Consider the following 15,205-nt stretch of genomic DNA (forward strand, 5'->3'; position numbering starts at 1 on the left):
GCTTATTGTGCGTTCCCTGCACGTCCGAGTATGCGACTCGTCTCGACGTACGAACGGTTGCTCTGGGGAAGCATGGACGCGCTTGGAATCTCGGACTCGGTCGAGAGAAAGGTCGTCGCAGCCGTTGCCATCCAGTTTGCGGTCTCTCTCGCACAGGCCGCGCTCCCGTGGGTCGCGACCGGCGCGCTCCGACTCGAACTCTCGGCGCTCTTCCTGTTCGGTGCCGGCCTCGCGTTCGTCAACACGATTATCATCACGCGAAAAGACATCGTCTCGCCTATCGAGTCCATCTCGTCGGCGGCCGCGGGCGTCGCGGCGGGCGACCTCTCGGCCCGGCCCCCAGACGTGACCGGGAACGACGAGGTGGCTCGGCTTGCCGACGACTTCGCCGCGATGCACGACCACCTCTGTATCGTCGCCTCGCAGGCGGGCGCGCTCGCCGACCAGCGGTTCGACGACCCGGCGCTCGACGAGGACTTACCGGGCGAGTTCGGCGACGCGCTCGACCGGATGCAGCGCGACCTCGCCGACTACACGCGTAACCTCCAGCACCTCGTGGAAGCGTTCGCCGAGGCGACCTCGCGGGCGCAGGCGGGAGACCTCACCGTCACCATCGACACCGACGACTGGGGCGTCGACGACGAGCGATACGAGGAGGTCGCGGCGACCTACAACGACCTCGTCCGCACCCTCTCGTCGACCATCGGCGAGGTGCAGTCGTTCGCGCAGGCGGTGTCGGAGATGAGTTCGACCGCCCGCGAGCACGTCCGCCGGGCCGACGCCGCCAGCGAGGAAGTCGCCGCTTCGGTCACCGAAATCTCCGACGGCGCGGGGGCGCAGACCGAGCACCTCCAGACCGTCTCCGACGAACTCAACACGCTCTCGGCGACCGTCGAGGAGATAGCCGCCTCCGCGGACGAGGTCGCCACCACCGCCGAGACGGCCTCCGAGCGCGGCGAGGTCGGCCGGGACGCGGCGACCGAGGCGATGCGGGAGCTGGACACCGTGGAGGCTCGCATCGACCGCACCGCCGACGCCGTCGCCGAACTCACGGAGAGTATCGAGGAGATAGACGAAATCGCGGCGTTCATCGAGCACGTGGGGTCCCAGACCGACCTGCTCGCCATCAACGCGGCCATCGAGGCCGCCCACGCGGGCGAGGCCGGCGACGGCTTCGGCGTCGTCGCTCAGGAGGTCAAGTCGCTCGCCGAGGAGACTCGCGACTCGGCCGACGAGGTGTCCGGCCTCATCGCCGACATCACCGACCACTCCGAGGAGACGCTCGCCGACGTGCGGGAGATGAACCGGCAGGTCGCCGACAGCCTGGAGACCGTCACCGAGGCCATCGGCGAGTTCGAGAGCATCGTGGACATGGTGACGGACATCGACGCCAGCGTGGCCGAGGTGAGCGCCGCGACCGACCAGCAGGCCACGTCGGCGGCGGATATCGCCGCCCGCGTCGACGACGTTGCCAACATCTCCGAGGAGACTTCCGGTCAGTCGCGGACCGTCGTCGAGACGGCACAGGAACAGTCCACGTCCATCGGTGACCTCGCGGACCAGACCGAGGTGCTGTCGTCGCGGGCGGCCGACCTCGACGGCCTCGTCGGGTCGTTCGAAGTCATCGGCGGGAAGCGAGCGGTCGCGCCCGGCGACGACTGAATCGAAGTCGAGAGCCGCGGTCCCACCCGCCGCCCCGTCGGCGGTGTCACCGCTTTTATCTACAACCTTATCCGTCACCCGCCCAAACCCACGCGCATGAAGATAGTGCCGGACACGAGCGCGGTCATCGACGGTCGCGTGTCCGAGCGAGTCGACGACGGCACCTACGAGGGTGCCGACGTACTCGTCCCCGAGGCGGTCGTCAGCGAACTCGAATCGCAGGCCAACGACGGCCGTGACACGGGCTGGGAGGGCCTCTCCGAACTCCAGCGTCTCGCGGAATTCGCCGACGACGGCGTCATCGACCTCAAGTACGTCGGTCGCCGCCCGAGTTCCGGCGAGACGAAGGGTGCCGGCGAGGGCGACATCGACGCGCTCATCCGCGACATCGCCACCGAGCGGTCGGCGACGCTCCTGACGAGCGACGTGGTGCAGGCCGAAGTGGCGAAGGCGAAGGGCGTCTCGGTCGAGTACGTCGAGGCCGCGGTCCGCGGCTCCGGCGGGCTCATCATCGAGCGCTTCTTCGACGACCAGACGATGTCGGTCCACCTCAAGACCGGCACCCGCCCGAAGGCCAAACGCGGCGCGGTCGGCGAGATGCACTACCAGCCCATCGCCGACGAGCCGACCGACGAGGCGACGATGAAGGAGTGGGCGGACGACATCATCAACTCCGCCCGCGCCGCCACCGACGGCTTCGTCGAACTCTCCGAGCCGGGCATGGACATCGTCCAGTTCCGCGACTACCGCATCGCGGTCGCTCGCCCGCCGTTCGCCGACGGCATCGAAATCACCGCCGTCCGGCCCATCGTCAAGACGGAACTCGACGACTACGAGTTCGCCGACGAACTCCGCGACCGACTCGCCGAGCGCCAGCGCGGCGTCCTCATCGCGGGGGCGCCCGGTGCCGGGAAGTCCACGTTCGCGCAGGCGGTCGCCGAGTTCCTCAACGACAGCGACTACGCGGTCAAGACGATGGAAAAGCCCCGCGACCTGCAGGTCGGCCCGGACATCACCCAGTACACCGCCCTCGGCGGCGACATGGCGAAGACGGCCGACTCCCTGCTGCTCGTGCGCCCGGACTACACCATCTACGACGAGGTCAGAAAGACCGAGGACTTCTCGGTGTTCTCCGACATGCGCCTCGCGGGCGTCGGCATGGTCGGCGTCGTCCACGCCACCCGCGCCATCGACGCGCTCCAGCGCCTCGTCGGCCGGGTCGAACTCGGCATGATTCCGCAGGTCGTCGACACCGTCGTCTACATCGAGGACGGCGAGGTCCACACGGTGTACGACGTGAGCACCGAGGTCAAGGTGCCCGAGGGCCTCTTCGCGGAGGACCTCGCCCGCCCGGTCATCCAGATTCGGGACTTCGAGACCGGCACGCCGAAGTACGAGATTTACACGTTCAACCGGCAGGTCGTCACCGTCCCGCTCGGCGAGGGCGGAGAAGAGAAAGAAAGCGGCGTCTCCCGGCTGGCGAAACAGGAGATCGAACGCGAGATTCGCTCTATCGCCCGCGGCCACGTCGACGTCGACCTGAAGGGCCAGAACCGCGCGGTCGTCTACGTCGAGGAAGACGACATCTCCTACGTCATCGGGAAGGGCGGCGGCCGCATCTCGGACGTCGAAGACCGCCTCGGTATCGATATCGACGTGCGGACCCACGACGAAAAGCCCTCGTCGTCGGGACAGCGCGCGGGCGCGAACGCCGGCGGTCAGTCCGGTGCGTCCGGTTCCGGCGGCGGGACCGGCGAGGGCGTCGTCGTGACGCCCGAGGTCACCTCGCGGCACGTCATCGTCCGGATGGACGGCCACGTCGGCGAGACCGTCGAGGTCCGCGCGGACGACGAATACCTGTTCACGGCGACGGTCGGCCGCGGCGGGGACATTCAGGTCTCGCGCGGTAGCGCCATCGCCGAGGAACTGGAGAACGCTATCGATAGAAAACAGCAGATTACGGTCGTTCCGGCCTAGGAGAACGGCCGAATCGTCGTTTTCGTCGTCTGTCGGTCGTTTTCGACCGGGGCGACGCGTCGCAACTGGTCTCTTCCGACACCGACTGCGAAGCGTGCGGTGGTTCCGCGGCGGTTCTAGTTACTCGGCGCAGCAGGCCTTTTCCTTGCCGCCGTCGGCTTTGGCCTGCGCCTGCTGCGGCGCGAGATCGGTCAACTGATAGAGGTTCTGTCGGGCGTCGGCGAAGTAGACGTCCTCGTCGACGATACCGATTCCCTCCAGTCGTTCGAGCGCGTAGCGAACGGTTCGCGCCGAGAGCATCGACTCTTCGACGATGCCTTTCTGGGTGAGCGGACCGTTGTATTCGAGCACTTTGAAAACGAGCTTCGCACTCGGTGGGAGGTCGTCGAGACTCTCCTCTTCTGTTCCAGCCATCGTTACGAATCGAAACGCGCTACCAGCATAAACCTTGTTGGCCCGCGACCGGCCGACAACGCTTTATCCGCGCGGCGGCCGCAGGAACGAACGCCTTTTGACGCCGGATATCGCAGAGGAACACATGGCCACGGAAACGCAGACCGGTCTCTCCAGTCATATTCGTGGAGTGACGGTCACGACACTCGCCTGCCTCGCCGGCATCGCCGCCGCGGTGCTCTCCGGGGCTGTGGTGGGGACGAGTCCCGAGGCCGCGACCAATCAGTTGGCCGTGGGTATCCTCGGGGCGTTCGTCCTCGTCCAGTTCCCGGTGCTTCGCGTCGTCGGCATCGATGTCAACGGGTTCGGCGTGAAGGACTACCTCTACGTGGTGTTCATGACCTTCGCGCTCTGGTTCATCACGTTCGCCATCCTCCTGACTTCGGGTGTTCAGATCTAACGATGGCCGACGATAGTATCGCCGTCGTCGACTTAGACCGGTGTTCCCCCGACCGCTGTAGCTACGAGTGCTCGAACTTCTGTCCGCCGAACCGGACGGGTAAAGAGTGCATCACGCTCCGCGGCGAGGACGCCGAGCAGGGCGGTCCCGACCAGGTGCGCATCTCCGAGGAGATCTGCCTCGGTGAGACCTGCGGTATCTGCGTCGAGAAGTGCCCCTTCGATGCAATCGAAATCATCAACCTCCCCTCGGAACTCGACGAGGACCCGACCCACCGCTACGGCGAGAACGCCTTCTCGCTGTACGGCCTTCCGGTCCCCGAGTCCGGCTCGGTCACGGGTATCCTCGGACCGAACGGTATCGGGAAGACCACGGCCGTCCGCGCCCTCGCGGGCGAAATGGTCCCCAACCTCGGCAACTACGACGAGGAACCGACGTGGGAGGCCGTCCTCGACCGCTTCCGCGGGACCGAACTCCAGAACTACGTCGAACAGGTTCGAGACGGCGAGGTCTCCATCGCGCGCAAGCCGCAGTACGTCGACCAGATTCCCAAGCAGTTCGACGGCTCTGCCCGCGACCTCTTGGAGGCGACCGACGAGCGCGGCGCGCTCGACTCCTACATCGACCGCCTCGACATCGGCCCGGTCGTCGACAACGACATCGAGACGCTCTCCGGCGGCGAGCTTCAGCGGGTCGCCCTCGCGGCGACGCTCGCCCGCGACCGCGACTTCTACTTCCTCGACGAGATTTCGCCGTACCTCGACATCGGCCAGCGCGTCACCGCCGCGCGGCTCATCCGCGAACTCGCGGAGGAAGAAGACCGCGCGGTGCTCGTGGTCGAACACGACCTCGCCATCCTCGACCTGCTCGCCGACACGCTCCACGTCGCCTACGGTGAGCCCGGCGCGTACGGTGTCATCACCGACCCCAAGTCGGTCAGAAACGGCATCAACGAGTACCTGAAGGGGTATCTCTCGAACGAGAACATGCGCATCCGTCCGGAGGCAATCACCTTCGAGGAGCACGCGCCGCGCGAGACGACGAAGGCCGAACCCCTCGTCGAGTACCCCGAACTCGCCAAGTCCTACGGCGACGGCGAGTTCTCCCTCGACGTCGAGGCCGGCACCATCTACAACGGCGAAGTGCTCGGCATCGTCGGCCCCAACGGCATCGGGAAGTCGACGCTCGCACAGCTCTTTACGGGCGACCTGACGCCCGACGTGGGCGAACTCGACTTCGCGCTCGACATCTCGTACAAGCCGCAGTACATCGAAATCGACCAGCCGATGCGGGTCGACGCGTTCCTCTCGTCCATCACCGACCAGTTCGGTTCGTCGTACTGGAACACCGAAATCGCGAACCCGCTCCAGCTCAACCGCATCATGGAGCGCAACCTCACCGACCTCTCCGGCGGCGAGCGCCAGCGCGTCGCCATCGCGGCGTGTCTCTCACAGAACGCCGACCTCTACCTGCTTGACGAGCCGTCGGCCCACCTCGACGTGGAACAGCGCGTGCAGGCCACCTCGGCCATCCGCCGCTACGCCGAGAACCACGACGCGACGGTCATGGTCATCGACCACGACATCTACATGATGGACCTGCTCGCCGACCGCCTGATGGTGTTCGACGGCGAGCCGTCCATCGAGGGCCACGCCTCGAAGCCCCAGGAGATGCGCGACGGCATGAACGACTTCCTGTCGGACCTCGACATCACGTTCCGCCGCGACGAGCGCACCCAGCGCCCGCGCATCAACAAGCCCGACTCGCAACTCGACCGCGAGCAGAAGCGCGCCGGCGAGTACTACTACGCCGAATAGCGACCCGTTCGCTCGCGTTTCCACCCCCCGTTTCTCCGTTCTTCGCTCCCTCCCCCTCGGTTACACCTCGCGCCGCGAGTGACTCCGATGTTACTACGGGCGTTTTCACGGTCACGCTCGAAGACGGAGATATGACGACTCAACCTTCATCAGATGGCTCGCTCACGGACGACACCCACCTCGGCCGGGTCGCGCTCCGCGTCGGCTCGCTCGACCGCGTCGTCCCGTTCTACCGCGACGTGGTCGGCCTCGCGGTCGAGCGCGAACGCGACGGTTCGCGGGCGGTCCTCTCGGCCGGCGAGATTCCCGTCGTCGTCCTCGACGAGGACTCCGACGCCCCGGAGCGCGGTCGCCGGGAGGCCGGGCTGTTCCACCTCGCGGTTCGCGTGCCCGACCGAGGCGCGCTCGGCGACGTGCTCTCCCGCGCCAGAACCCGCGCAACCGAGGCCGGCGCGACCTTCTCCGGCGCGTCCGACCACCTCGTCAGCGAGGCGCTGTACTTCCGCGACCCGGAGGGCAACGGCGTCGAGGTCTACTACGACCGGCCCCGCGAGGAGTGGCCGTGGACCGACGACCGCCGAGTGTCGATGGACACGCTCGCGCTCGACCTCGGGTCGCTCGCCGACGACGCCGCCGGCGAGGACCGCGCGCCCGACGGCACCGACCTCGGACACGTCCACCTCGAAGTCACGAACGTCTCCCGTTCGCGGGACTTCTACGTCGACGCGCTCGGCATGCGCGTCCGCGACGAGGGTTACCCCAGCGCGTCGTTCGTCGCCGCCGGCGAGTACCACCACCACGTCGGCCTGAACAGTTGGAACACCCGAAGCGCCCCCGCCGGTGAGGGCCGCGGCATCGAGTGGTTCGAAGTCGTCGTCCCCGACGCCGCGACACTCGACGCGGTCCGGGAGTCGCTGGCCGACGGTGGCCACGGGTTCGACGACGGCGGGTTCGACGGGGACGAATCCGGGGACGGCGACGCGGCCGGCGCGACCGACTCGCTCGTCGTCTCCGACCCCGATGAAATCCAAATCCGCGTCGTTCACGGCGGCTGACGGGTCGATTCGGCCGAACGAATCGTTTTGTCGCTAGTCGCCCAACGGGCGGGTAATGATATCGAGTGATTCGAGCGAGCGCCGCCGCGGGCTCACCCTCCGAAGCCCGGCGTTCGACGACGGAAGCCCGATACCCCGCACCCACGGCTACGCGACCGAAAACGAGAGCCCACCGCTCCGAATCGGCGGCGTTCCCCCCGGGACCGCCTCGCTCGCCCTCGTGATGGACGACCCCGACGCGGTGAAACCCGCGGGCAAGGTGTGGGACCACTGGCTGGTCTGGAACATCGACCCCGAGACCGACGCCATCGAGGCGGGCGAGACGCCGCCGGGCGCGGTCGAGGGAACCAACAGCTACGGCGAACGGGACTACGGCGGCCCGAACCCGCCGGACGGCGAGCACACTTATCGGTTCCTGTTGTACGCGCTCGACACCTCCCTCGACCTCGACGCCGGTGCGACGAAAGCCGACCTGAAACGCGCCATCGCGGGACACGTCACCGCCGAGACGCAACTGACCGGGAAATACGCGCCCTGAGGCTGCCGAAGCCGGTTCTTCCGGTCAGCGGCCGCCGTCTGACTCGACGACCGCGCCCGTCCCCGTCCCCGTCCCCGTCCCCGGACCTGCGCCAGCGCCCGACCCCGCGCCGCGGTCGCCGTCTTCGCCCGCCCGAAGCGACACGTCGTAGCCGAAGGCACGAATCACGCCGAGGTTCGTCCGCACGTGGTCCGTGACGGCGGGAATCCGTACGCGACCCCCGGCGAGCGCGACCCAGACGAGCAGTTGGTCGGCCATGTGGCGGTCAACCGGCGCGTCGCCGCCGAGCCAGTCGAGAAGCGAGTCGGCCGCCCGCGACCCGACCGTCTCGGCCGGCGTGCCGCGCTCGCCGTAGGCGTCGAAGCCGGCGACGAGCGACGCGGAGCCGTCGCCGCCTCTCTCGTCTTCTCCGCCCCGAGCGACGACGACCACGGCCGAACCGGGCGAGTCGCTCTCGACCGACGAGACCGACGACCGAATCGGGAGGTCGACGCCCGCCTCGGCGAGCGCGTCGCGGACGCCCTCGACCTGTCGCTCGGCCACCGCGGCGTCAGCGAGCGACTCGCTCGCGACCGAGTAGACTCGAAGTTCGTCGGGCTCCGCGCGGCGAGTCAGTTCGACCGGTGTCGGCTCGGCCGGTTCGATGCGGAGCGAAAGCGTGCCCCCGCCGGCCGGGTAGAAGCCGCGACGAGGCACCGAGACGCCGAACTCGACGCCGAACGCCGAACACAGCGGACGCTTCGCGTACCGGAGGTAGTCCGCAGGCGGCGACCACCGAACGTCGGTGCCGCCGGTGACGGTGAGCGAGAGCGGGTCGTCGAGAGCGACGGCCGCGGGGAGCAGCGTCTCGCAGACGAGCGTCGCGCTCCCGGCGGTGCCGACGGCCGCCTCGACCGGGTCGGCTCGGACGTTGCGGGGGGAAAAGCGGAGCGTCGACGACCCGACCTCGTCGCCGGCGACGTCGGCGTTCGAGACGGCCGCGGCGACGGAGACGCAGGCGACGTGCTGGGCCTTCAGCCCGGGCGTCGAGCGGTTCCCGCGGACGTTCGTCATCTCGAACGGCTCGCCGGTCACGACCGAGAGGGCGAGGGCGGTCCTGAGGGGCTGTCCGCCGCCCTCCCGCCCGTCGAGTCGGCGCATTCAGCGGACGACGGTGACGGGGCAGGACGCCCGCTCGACCAGTTCCTTGGCGACGCTCCCGACCAGCCCCTCGTAGCGTTTCGAGAGGCCGCGGTGGCCGACGAAGATGCCCTCGGCACCTGACTCGTCGGCGTAGGTCGGAATCGCCTCGACGGGGTCGCCGTAGAGGAGTTCCGTGGTCGCTTCGACGCCCGCGTCGGCGGCGCGTTCGGCGGCCGCTTGTATGACGTGTTCGGCGCGCGATTCCGCGTCTTCGAGGCTCTCGGCGACGATTCGGTCGCCGGTTCTGGCGACCCCCGCGACGGGTTCCTCGCCGCCTTCGACGAGGACCTGCGGTTCGACCGCGTGGACGATGGTGACCGTCGCACCCAGCGGTTCGAGCATCGTGAGCGCGTGGTCGAGCGCTCTATCGGCGGCCGCAGAGCCGTCTACTGCAACGACGAAGTTCATACCTGAATACAGGTGCCGAGACGAGAAAAAGGGTGAGACGGCGCTCGCGTTCGGAGAACTAGTGGACGAGCCGACTGCAGGTGCCGCAGAGGTTCTCTTCTTTCACGTCCACCTCGCGGACCGTCGGCGAGAAGGACATGACGCACTTGTTGTTGTCGCAGTGCTCGAGGCCGAGGGTGTGGCCGATTTCGTGGACGACCTCCTTTCGCACGCGGTCGGACAGCACCTCGTCGGCGGGCTTGTTCGTGATGCCGCCGTCCGTGGAGGTCTGGAGGCGGTACGTGGAGATGACGGAGCCGTTGCCGTTGAGGTACGCGAGGCCGAAGACGTAGTTTCGGCGGCGGTAGTAGAGGTCCTTTTCCGTGATGCCGATGTTCTTCTCGCCGCGACCGATGCGGCTCGCCAGCTCGATGAACTGCTCGGCCCGGTACTGGTTTCGGCTCCGGTCGAACGCGCCCTCGGGAATCGCCTGATTCGAGTGCACGGTCACGTCGCAGTCGTAGACGGAGCGGAGTCCGGCGGATGCCTCCCGCTTGACGGCCGCAGAAATATCCCCGATAGGCACGATATCGACGAGCATGCGAGGGATTAAGCGGGGACGCTTCATAAATATCCCGACGTGAAAAAATCGCTGCGCGACGCGCTCGTCGCACGGTTGTCGGGGTACGACCGCGCGGTCGAAGTCGGGGTCGGCCGGGAGCCGTCGGTGGCGGCTGCCCTCGCCGACCGCGGGGTCGACGTGGTCGCCGTCGACGTACACGAGTTCCCCGTCCCCGAGGGTGTCTCGTTCGTCCGCGACGACGTGTTCGCCCGCGCCGACGCCCCCGACCTCGGTCCCTACGCCGACGCCGGCGTCGTCTACGCTCTGAACGTCCCCGTCGAACTTCACCGGCCCGCCGCGGAGGTCGCCCGCCGCGCCGACGCCGACTTCCTGTTCACCACGCTCGGCTACGACGAACCCTCAATTCCGGTCGCCCGCGAGACGCTTCCGGGCGACACGCTGTACGTCGCCGAGCGCGGACGGCGGGGCCAGCGCGCCCGGGGGGACTAGCCCGCCCGGCCCCAAGAGTAAGGCACTTGCCCGCTCGCCGCGCGGTTCCGGTATGCACGCGGACGCTGTCGTCTTCGATATCGACGGAGTGCTCGTCGACGTCGCCGACTCCTACCGGCGCGCCATCGTCGAATCAGTGGACCGACACTACGGCACGACCATCTCCCGCGACGAGGTCCAACTGTTCAAGGACGCCGGCGGCTTCAACAACGACTGGGAACTGACGTACGCGGCGGCGCTGTACGTCCTCGCCGCCCGCGAGACCGACCTGTCGGTCGCCGAGTTCACCGACGACATCGAGGCCCGCGGCGGCGGCCTCGACGCCGCCGAGGCGACCGTCGAAGCCCTGTTTTCCGACCCGAGCGTCGTCTTCGACGAGTGGGACCCCGAGGCGCTCCGCGAGACGTTTCAGGCGCTCTATCTCGGAAGCGACCGCTACCGCGACCTCGAAGGCGGCGACCCGCCGTTCGAGGCCCCGGGCTACATCCACGACGAACCCGTGCTCCTCCGTCAGGAGACGCTCGACGCCCTCGGCGACCGCGAACTCGGCGTCGTCACCGGCCGGCCCAGCGCGGAGGCCGACATCGCGCTCGACCGCGTCGCCCTCGATGTGGCCGACGACCACCGGTTCACGATGGACGACTGGGAGGAGGGAAAGCCCCACCCGGCCGCGCTCGTGACGGTCGCGGAGCGCCTCGGAGCCGAGTCGGTCGTCTTCGTCGGCGACACCCTCGACGACGTGAAGACGGCGCTGAACGCCGACGCCGCTGACCCCGACCGCGTCTACTACGGCGTCGGCGTCCTCTCGGGCGGCCTGACCGGCGACGACGGCCGACAGAAGTTCTCCGAAATCGGCGCGGCCGCCGTCGTCGAGGACGTGAACGAAGTTCCGGACCTCCTCGACTGATGGCTCCGACGCTGACTCCGACTCCCGTTTCGCCGCCGGAGGGCCGCTGATGGGACACCTCCGCGCCTTCGTCGTCACGCTGCTCGCGCTCGACGCGCTCGTGGTCGTCGTCGGGACGTACCTCCTCCCGCCGGACCCGTTCACGCAGTTGTTCCTCGTCGGGCCGCTGTTGCTGTTGGCTCCGGTGGTCGCGTGGTGGCTCGTCTACCGCGACGGCTTCGAGCGGGTACAGGCGCTCGTCGAGTCCGACGACGACGCCTGACGCCTCAGCCGGACCGGCTCCCGAACCGCGCGCCGAGGTCGTCGACCAGCCTGACGGCGATGTACACCGGAAGCACCCATACCAGCGCGATACAGAAGACACCGAGCGCGGTTCCGAGAACCCCGTCGATACCCGGCGCAGTCTGCATGAAAATCAGCACGACGAACCACAGCGTCAGCGCCTGAACGTACCTCGGTTCGTTCACGCTTTCGTGGCAGTTTTTTGAACTCATAGCGCTTTCTCCTCGCGGACACAGGCAGAACCGACCGGTCGCACAACCCTTTAGGTCGGCTCGGTCCGGAGGTGTGAGTATGCGAATCGCACTCCTCGGTGGGACCGGCGACATCGGCGAGGGCCTCGCCCTCCGCTGGGCCTACCACACCGACCACGAGGTCATCGTCGGGTCGCGCGACCCCGACAAGGCCCGCGCGAAGGCCGACGAGTACGAGACCGAACTCTCAAGCCGCGGCCGCGACGTGAAGGTAAACGGCTTTACGAACGAGATGGCCGCCGACCGCGCCTCCGTGGTCGTCCTCGCCGTGCCGCCGTACCACGTCTCCGACACCGTCGAGGCCGTCGCCGACTCCCTGTCCGAGGGAGACGTGCTCGTCACGCCCGCCGCGGGCATCAAGCGCGACGACGACGGCTTCCACTACCACCCGCCGAAAGCAGGGAGCGTGACGGCGCTCGTCGCCGACGCGGCCCCCGACGACGTGCCGGTGGTCGGCGCGTTCCACAACCTCGCGGCCGGTCGACTGGCCGACCTCGACGCCGACCTCGGCATCGACACGCTGCTCGTCGCCGACGACGAGGACGCAAAGGAGACCGTGCGCCTGCTCGCCGAGGGCATCGACGGCCTCCGCGCGCTCGACGGCGGCGGCCTCGCCAACGCCGCCGAAATCGAAGCGGTGACGCCGCTTCTCATCAACGTCGCACAGAACAACGACGGGATGCACGACCTCGGCATCGAGTTCAAGTAGCGGCGTCCGACCCGCACCCGGCGCGATTTCTCACGACAGTTCAGACCGCGGCACCGTCGCCGCCTCCCCGTAGAGCGTCCGCGCCACGAGCAGTCCGACGACGACGACGAGCGCGACGCAGGCGAGGTACTCGACGCGGAAGCCGACCACTTCGGCCAGCGGGACGGCCACGAGCGGGCCGAGCGTCGACCCCGAGTCGCCGAAGACGTTGTAGACGCCGCCGAGTTTGCCCACGTCGTCGGCCGGGCTGAGGTCGCCGAGATAGGCTAACAGCGGCGGGTTCGACCCGCCGACGCCGATGCCGATGAGCGCCACGCCCGCGAGCGTCGAGGGGAGCGTCGGCACGAGCGCCAACAGCGCGAACCCGGACGCGAGGACGCCCAGCGCGGGCAGCGTCAGCGCCGCGCGGTTCGACAGACGGTCGGAGTACCGCCCGACGACGAGCGTCGTGACGCTCGACGCGACGACGCCGACGGCCATCACGACGCCGCTGACGCCGGCCCCGGAGAGCCCGCCGAGCGAGATATCGTTCGCCGTCGCGTACAGCACGGCCGTCGAGAGGAGGACGCCCGCAAACAGGAAGCGGACGGCGAAGTTGACGGTGCCGACGGTGAAGATGCGGATGTCGGAGCCGACCAGTCGCGGCACGTCGCGGAGCGAACTCGCCGCCGTCACGTCGGTCTTCACGTCCGGGAGGACGGAGATGGCGACGAGGGCGGCGAACAGGCCCGCACAGCCCGCGACGGCGAACGCGGTGGCGTAGCCGAACGCGTCGGTGACGAGGCCGCCGACGACGAGGCCCGCGGGGAACCCGAGGCTCTGGCCGCCGCGCATGTAGCCGACCCACTTCCCGCGGTTTTCGCCCGAGGTGACGTGCGTGATGGTGCTGAACGCGCCGACGAAGACGAACGCCGAGCCGACGCCCCAGCAGGCCCGCGACAGGAGGAAGATAGTCGCGCTGTCGAGCGGAATCGGGCCGGGATTTAGCCCGAGGACGTAGCCGAACGGCGACAGCCCCTGCACGACGAACCCGGCTATCATCGGCCGGCGCGTCCCCATCCGGTCGAGTATCTGCCCGGCGGGCGTGTTCACGACTAGTCGGGTGAACCGGTTCGCCGAGAGGATGAGACCGACCACGAACGGCGTGATGCCGATGATGGGACCGAGCGTCGGCAGCGTCGGGAAGGCGACGCCCGCGCCGACGCCGCCGAAGAAGACGCCCGCGATGAGGCTCCCGGCGACGAACTCGACTGACGGCTCGTCGCCGCCGAACAGCCGACTCACGCGGCCGACCCTCGGGAGACGGTCGCGGCGCGGTGGGGCGTGAGATGCGCGGGAGCGAACTGGCGGACGCGGGTTCGGGAGACGTGCATCGAGAGAGTGCGCTATCGTGGATGCACGCTCTTGGTGCTTTGCAATCGGGCCGTCTCGTCCGGGAACTGCGGGCGGCGAGCGGCGAATGGCGGCGGCGTCGCAATCGCGGTCGCGGTCAACCGTCTCAGAAGCGGTTTTTCAGCTCTTCGCGCAGGTCGTCGAGCGAGGCGTCCTTCATCGACAGCAGGACGAGCAGGTGGTAGACGAGGTCGGCGCTCTCGTAGAGCAGTTCCTCGCGGTCGTCGTCCTTGGCCGCGAGGATGGTCTCCGTCATCTCCTCGCCGAGCTTTTCGAGGACGTAGTTCTCGCCTTTCTCGTGGGTAAACAGCGTCGTCGTGTAGGAGTCCTCGGGGAGTTCCGCCTTGCGCGACTCGATAGTCGCAAAGAGTTCGTCTAAGACCTCCTCGGTCGGGGTGTCGGCGTCCATGGTCGCACGACGGGCGGGCGCGGAAAAAGACCCTCTGGTTCCGGTGACCGGCGGCACCCCCGTCGGGGAGTCCGCGCCGCCGGTCGAGCGCTCCGCTCAGGCGTCGACTTCGACCGCCAGTTCGTCGAAGAACGCGAGGTCGTGGATACGGCTGTCGGGCGTCAGTTCGGGGTGGAACGAGGTGCCGACGACGGGGCCGTCGCGGACGGCGACCGGGTTGCCGTCCCACTCGGCGAGCACCTCCACGCCGTCGCCGACCTCGTCGATGAGGGGTGCGCGGATGAACACCGCGGGGAACGGCGAGTCGAGGCCGGCCACGTCCAGCGGGGCCTCGAAGCTGTCGACCTGCCGGCCGAAGGCGTTGCGGTCGACCGTCACGTCGAGGAGGTCGAGCGTGGTCACGCGGTCGTCCTTGGCGTCGCGGGAGGCGACGATGAGGCCGGCGCAGGTGGCGAGGACGGGTTTCCCGGCGTCGACGTGGGCGCGAATCTCGTTGGCGATGCCCTCGCGTTCGAGAAGCCGGGAGATGGTCGTGGACTCGCCGCCCGGCATGAGTAACACGTCGCAGTCGGGGACGAGGCCGTCGCTTCGAATCTCGACGATTTCGGCGTCGACGCCGTGGGCCGCGGCGGCCCGCTCGACGGCGTCGGCGTGCTCGGACACGTCGCCCTGCACGGCGACGACGCCGGCGCGTAGCGTAGTCATGGAGGGG

The 15,205-nt window shown here is 68.5% G+C and carries 18 protein-coding genes; 10 read left to right on the top strand and 8 right to left on the bottom strand.

Annotation, left to right across the window (positions count from 1 at the left end):
* The first annotated feature begins 30 nt into the window (after positions 1-30).
* Together C457_RS02255 and C457_RS02260 are read left to right on the top strand one after the other, a co-directional pair.
* Positions 31-1,662 carry a methyl-accepting chemotaxis protein gene (locus tag C457_RS02255; protein ID WP_008091589.1) on the top strand — a complete coding sequence of 544 codons (1,632 nt, stop codon included), beginning with the start codon at positions 31-33 and terminating at the stop codon, positions 1,660-1,662.
* Positions 1,663-1,758: 96 nt separating this feature from the next.
* Positions 1,759-3,639 carry a PINc/VapC family ATPase gene (locus tag C457_RS02260; RefSeq protein WP_008091591.1) on the top strand — a complete coding sequence of 627 codons (1,881 nt, stop codon included), beginning with the start codon at positions 1,759-1,761 and terminating at the stop codon, positions 3,637-3,639.
* A 120-nt stretch (positions 3,640-3,759) separates the two neighbouring features.
* On the opposite strand, the gene C457_RS02265 is transcribed toward C457_RS02260, so the two are convergent.
* Positions 3,760-4,053 carry a MarR family transcriptional regulator gene (locus tag C457_RS02265; protein WP_004044502.1) on the bottom strand — a complete coding sequence of 98 codons (294 nt, stop codon included), beginning with the start codon at positions 4,051-4,053 and terminating at the stop codon, positions 3,760-3,762.
* 124 nt (positions 4,054-4,177) lie between these two features.
* Here C457_RS02265 and C457_RS02270 point away from each other — a divergent pair, with 124 nt between their 5' ends.
* The 4 genes from C457_RS02270 to C457_RS02285 all read left to right on the top strand — a co-directional run bounded on the left by C457_RS02270 (position 4,178) and on the right by C457_RS02285 (position 7,902).
* Positions 4,178-4,492 carry an EMC6-like membrane protein gene (locus C457_RS02270; protein ID WP_008091597.1) on the top strand — a complete coding sequence of 105 codons (315 nt, stop codon included), beginning with the start codon at positions 4,178-4,180 and terminating at the stop codon, positions 4,490-4,492.
* A gap of 2 nt (positions 4,493-4,494) precedes the next feature.
* Complete coding sequence (locus C457_RS02275) at positions 4,495-6,309, top strand: ribosome biogenesis/translation initiation ATPase RLI (RefSeq protein WP_008091598.1); 1,815 nt, start codon at positions 4,495-4,497, stop codon at positions 6,307-6,309.
* 131 nt (positions 6,310-6,440) lie between these two features.
* A complete protein-coding gene (locus C457_RS02280) occupies positions 6,441-7,364 on the top strand; it encodes a VOC family protein (protein WP_008091599.1) in 924 nt (307 codons plus the stop codon).
* A 55-nt stretch (positions 7,365-7,419) separates the two neighbouring features.
* Positions 7,420-7,902: a YbhB/YbcL family Raf kinase inhibitor-like protein gene (locus tag C457_RS02285; protein WP_008091600.1), complete on the top strand. Its 483-nt coding sequence runs from the start codon at positions 7,420-7,422 to the stop codon at positions 7,900-7,902.
* Between the two features lie 24 nt (positions 7,903-7,926).
* On the opposite strand, the gene rtcA is transcribed toward C457_RS02285, so the two are convergent.
* From rtcA to C457_RS02300, 3 genes are read right to left on the bottom strand one after another with little or no spacing between them, the layout of a single operon-like run.
* Positions 7,927-9,042 carry an RNA 3'-terminal phosphate cyclase gene (rtcA, locus tag C457_RS02290; protein ID WP_008091602.1) on the bottom strand — a complete coding sequence of 372 codons (1,116 nt, stop codon included), beginning with the start codon at positions 9,040-9,042 and terminating at the stop codon, positions 7,927-7,929.
* Positions 9,043-9,492 carry a universal stress protein gene (locus tag C457_RS02295; protein WP_008091603.1) on the bottom strand — a complete coding sequence of 150 codons (450 nt, stop codon included), beginning with the start codon at positions 9,490-9,492 and terminating at the stop codon, positions 9,043-9,045.
* A gap of 58 nt (positions 9,493-9,550) precedes the next feature.
* Positions 9,551-10,072, bottom strand: coding sequence for an archaemetzincin family Zn-dependent metalloprotease (locus tag C457_RS02300; protein WP_004969113.1), 522 nt, complete (start codon positions 10,070-10,072; stop codon positions 9,551-9,553).
* Between the two features lie 39 nt (positions 10,073-10,111).
* Between C457_RS02300 and C457_RS02305 the strand changes: the two genes are divergently transcribed.
* The 3 genes from C457_RS02305 to C457_RS02315 are packed head-to-tail and all read left to right on the top strand — an operon-like array spanning position 10,112 to position 11,712.
* Positions 10,112-10,543, top strand: coding sequence for a UPF0146 family protein (locus tag C457_RS02305; RefSeq protein ID WP_008091607.1), 432 nt, complete (start codon positions 10,112-10,114; stop codon positions 10,541-10,543).
* Positions 10,544-10,595: 52 nt separating this feature from the next.
* Positions 10,596-11,450 carry a TIGR01548 family HAD-type hydrolase gene (locus C457_RS02310; protein WP_008091609.1) on the top strand — a complete coding sequence of 285 codons (855 nt, stop codon included), beginning with the start codon at positions 10,596-10,598 and terminating at the stop codon, positions 11,448-11,450.
* A 49-nt stretch (positions 11,451-11,499) separates the two neighbouring features.
* On the top strand, positions 11,500-11,712 hold the full coding sequence (locus tag C457_RS02315) for a DUF7534 family protein (RefSeq protein WP_008091611.1): 213 nt from the start codon (positions 11,500-11,502) through the stop codon (positions 11,710-11,712).
* A gap of 4 nt (positions 11,713-11,716) precedes the next feature.
* Here the strand turns inward: C457_RS02315 and C457_RS02320 are convergent, their stop codons facing one another.
* Positions 11,717-11,917 carry a hypothetical protein gene (locus tag C457_RS02320; RefSeq protein WP_008091612.1) on the bottom strand — a complete coding sequence of 67 codons (201 nt, stop codon included), beginning with the start codon at positions 11,915-11,917 and terminating at the stop codon, positions 11,717-11,719.
* 106 nt (positions 11,918-12,023) lie between these two features.
* Here C457_RS02320 and npdG point away from each other — a divergent pair, with 106 nt between their 5' ends.
* Entirely contained in the window at positions 12,024-12,692 is a 669-nt protein-coding gene (npdG, locus tag C457_RS02325; protein WP_008091614.1) for an NADPH-dependent F420 reductase, read from the top strand.
* A 30-nt stretch (positions 12,693-12,722) separates the two neighbouring features.
* Here npdG and C457_RS02330 read toward each other — a convergent pair whose 3' ends face one another.
* From C457_RS02330 to pdxT, 3 genes are all read right to left on the bottom strand, one after another.
* The gene (locus C457_RS02330) at positions 12,723-13,976 is read right to left on the bottom strand and encodes an MFS transporter (protein WP_008091616.1); all 1,254 of its coding nucleotides are present in this window, start codon (positions 13,974-13,976) and stop codon (positions 12,723-12,725) included.
* 214 nt (positions 13,977-14,190) lie between these two features.
* Entirely contained in the window at positions 14,191-14,493 is a 303-nt protein-coding gene (gene hisE, locus C457_RS02335) for a phosphoribosyl-ATP diphosphatase (protein WP_008091617.1), read from the bottom strand.
* 96 nt (positions 14,494-14,589) lie between these two features.
* Positions 14,590-15,198: a pyridoxal 5'-phosphate synthase glutaminase subunit PdxT gene (gene pdxT, locus C457_RS02340; RefSeq protein WP_008091619.1), complete on the bottom strand. Its 609-nt coding sequence runs from the start codon at positions 15,196-15,198 to the stop codon at positions 14,590-14,592.
* Between the last annotated feature and the right edge of the window lie 7 nt (positions 15,199-15,205).

The organism is Haloferax prahovense DSM 18310, assembly GCF_000336815.1.
In the GTDB taxonomy this organism is placed as follows: domain Archaea; phylum Halobacteriota; class Halobacteria; order Halobacteriales; family Haloferacaceae; genus Haloferax; species Haloferax prahovense.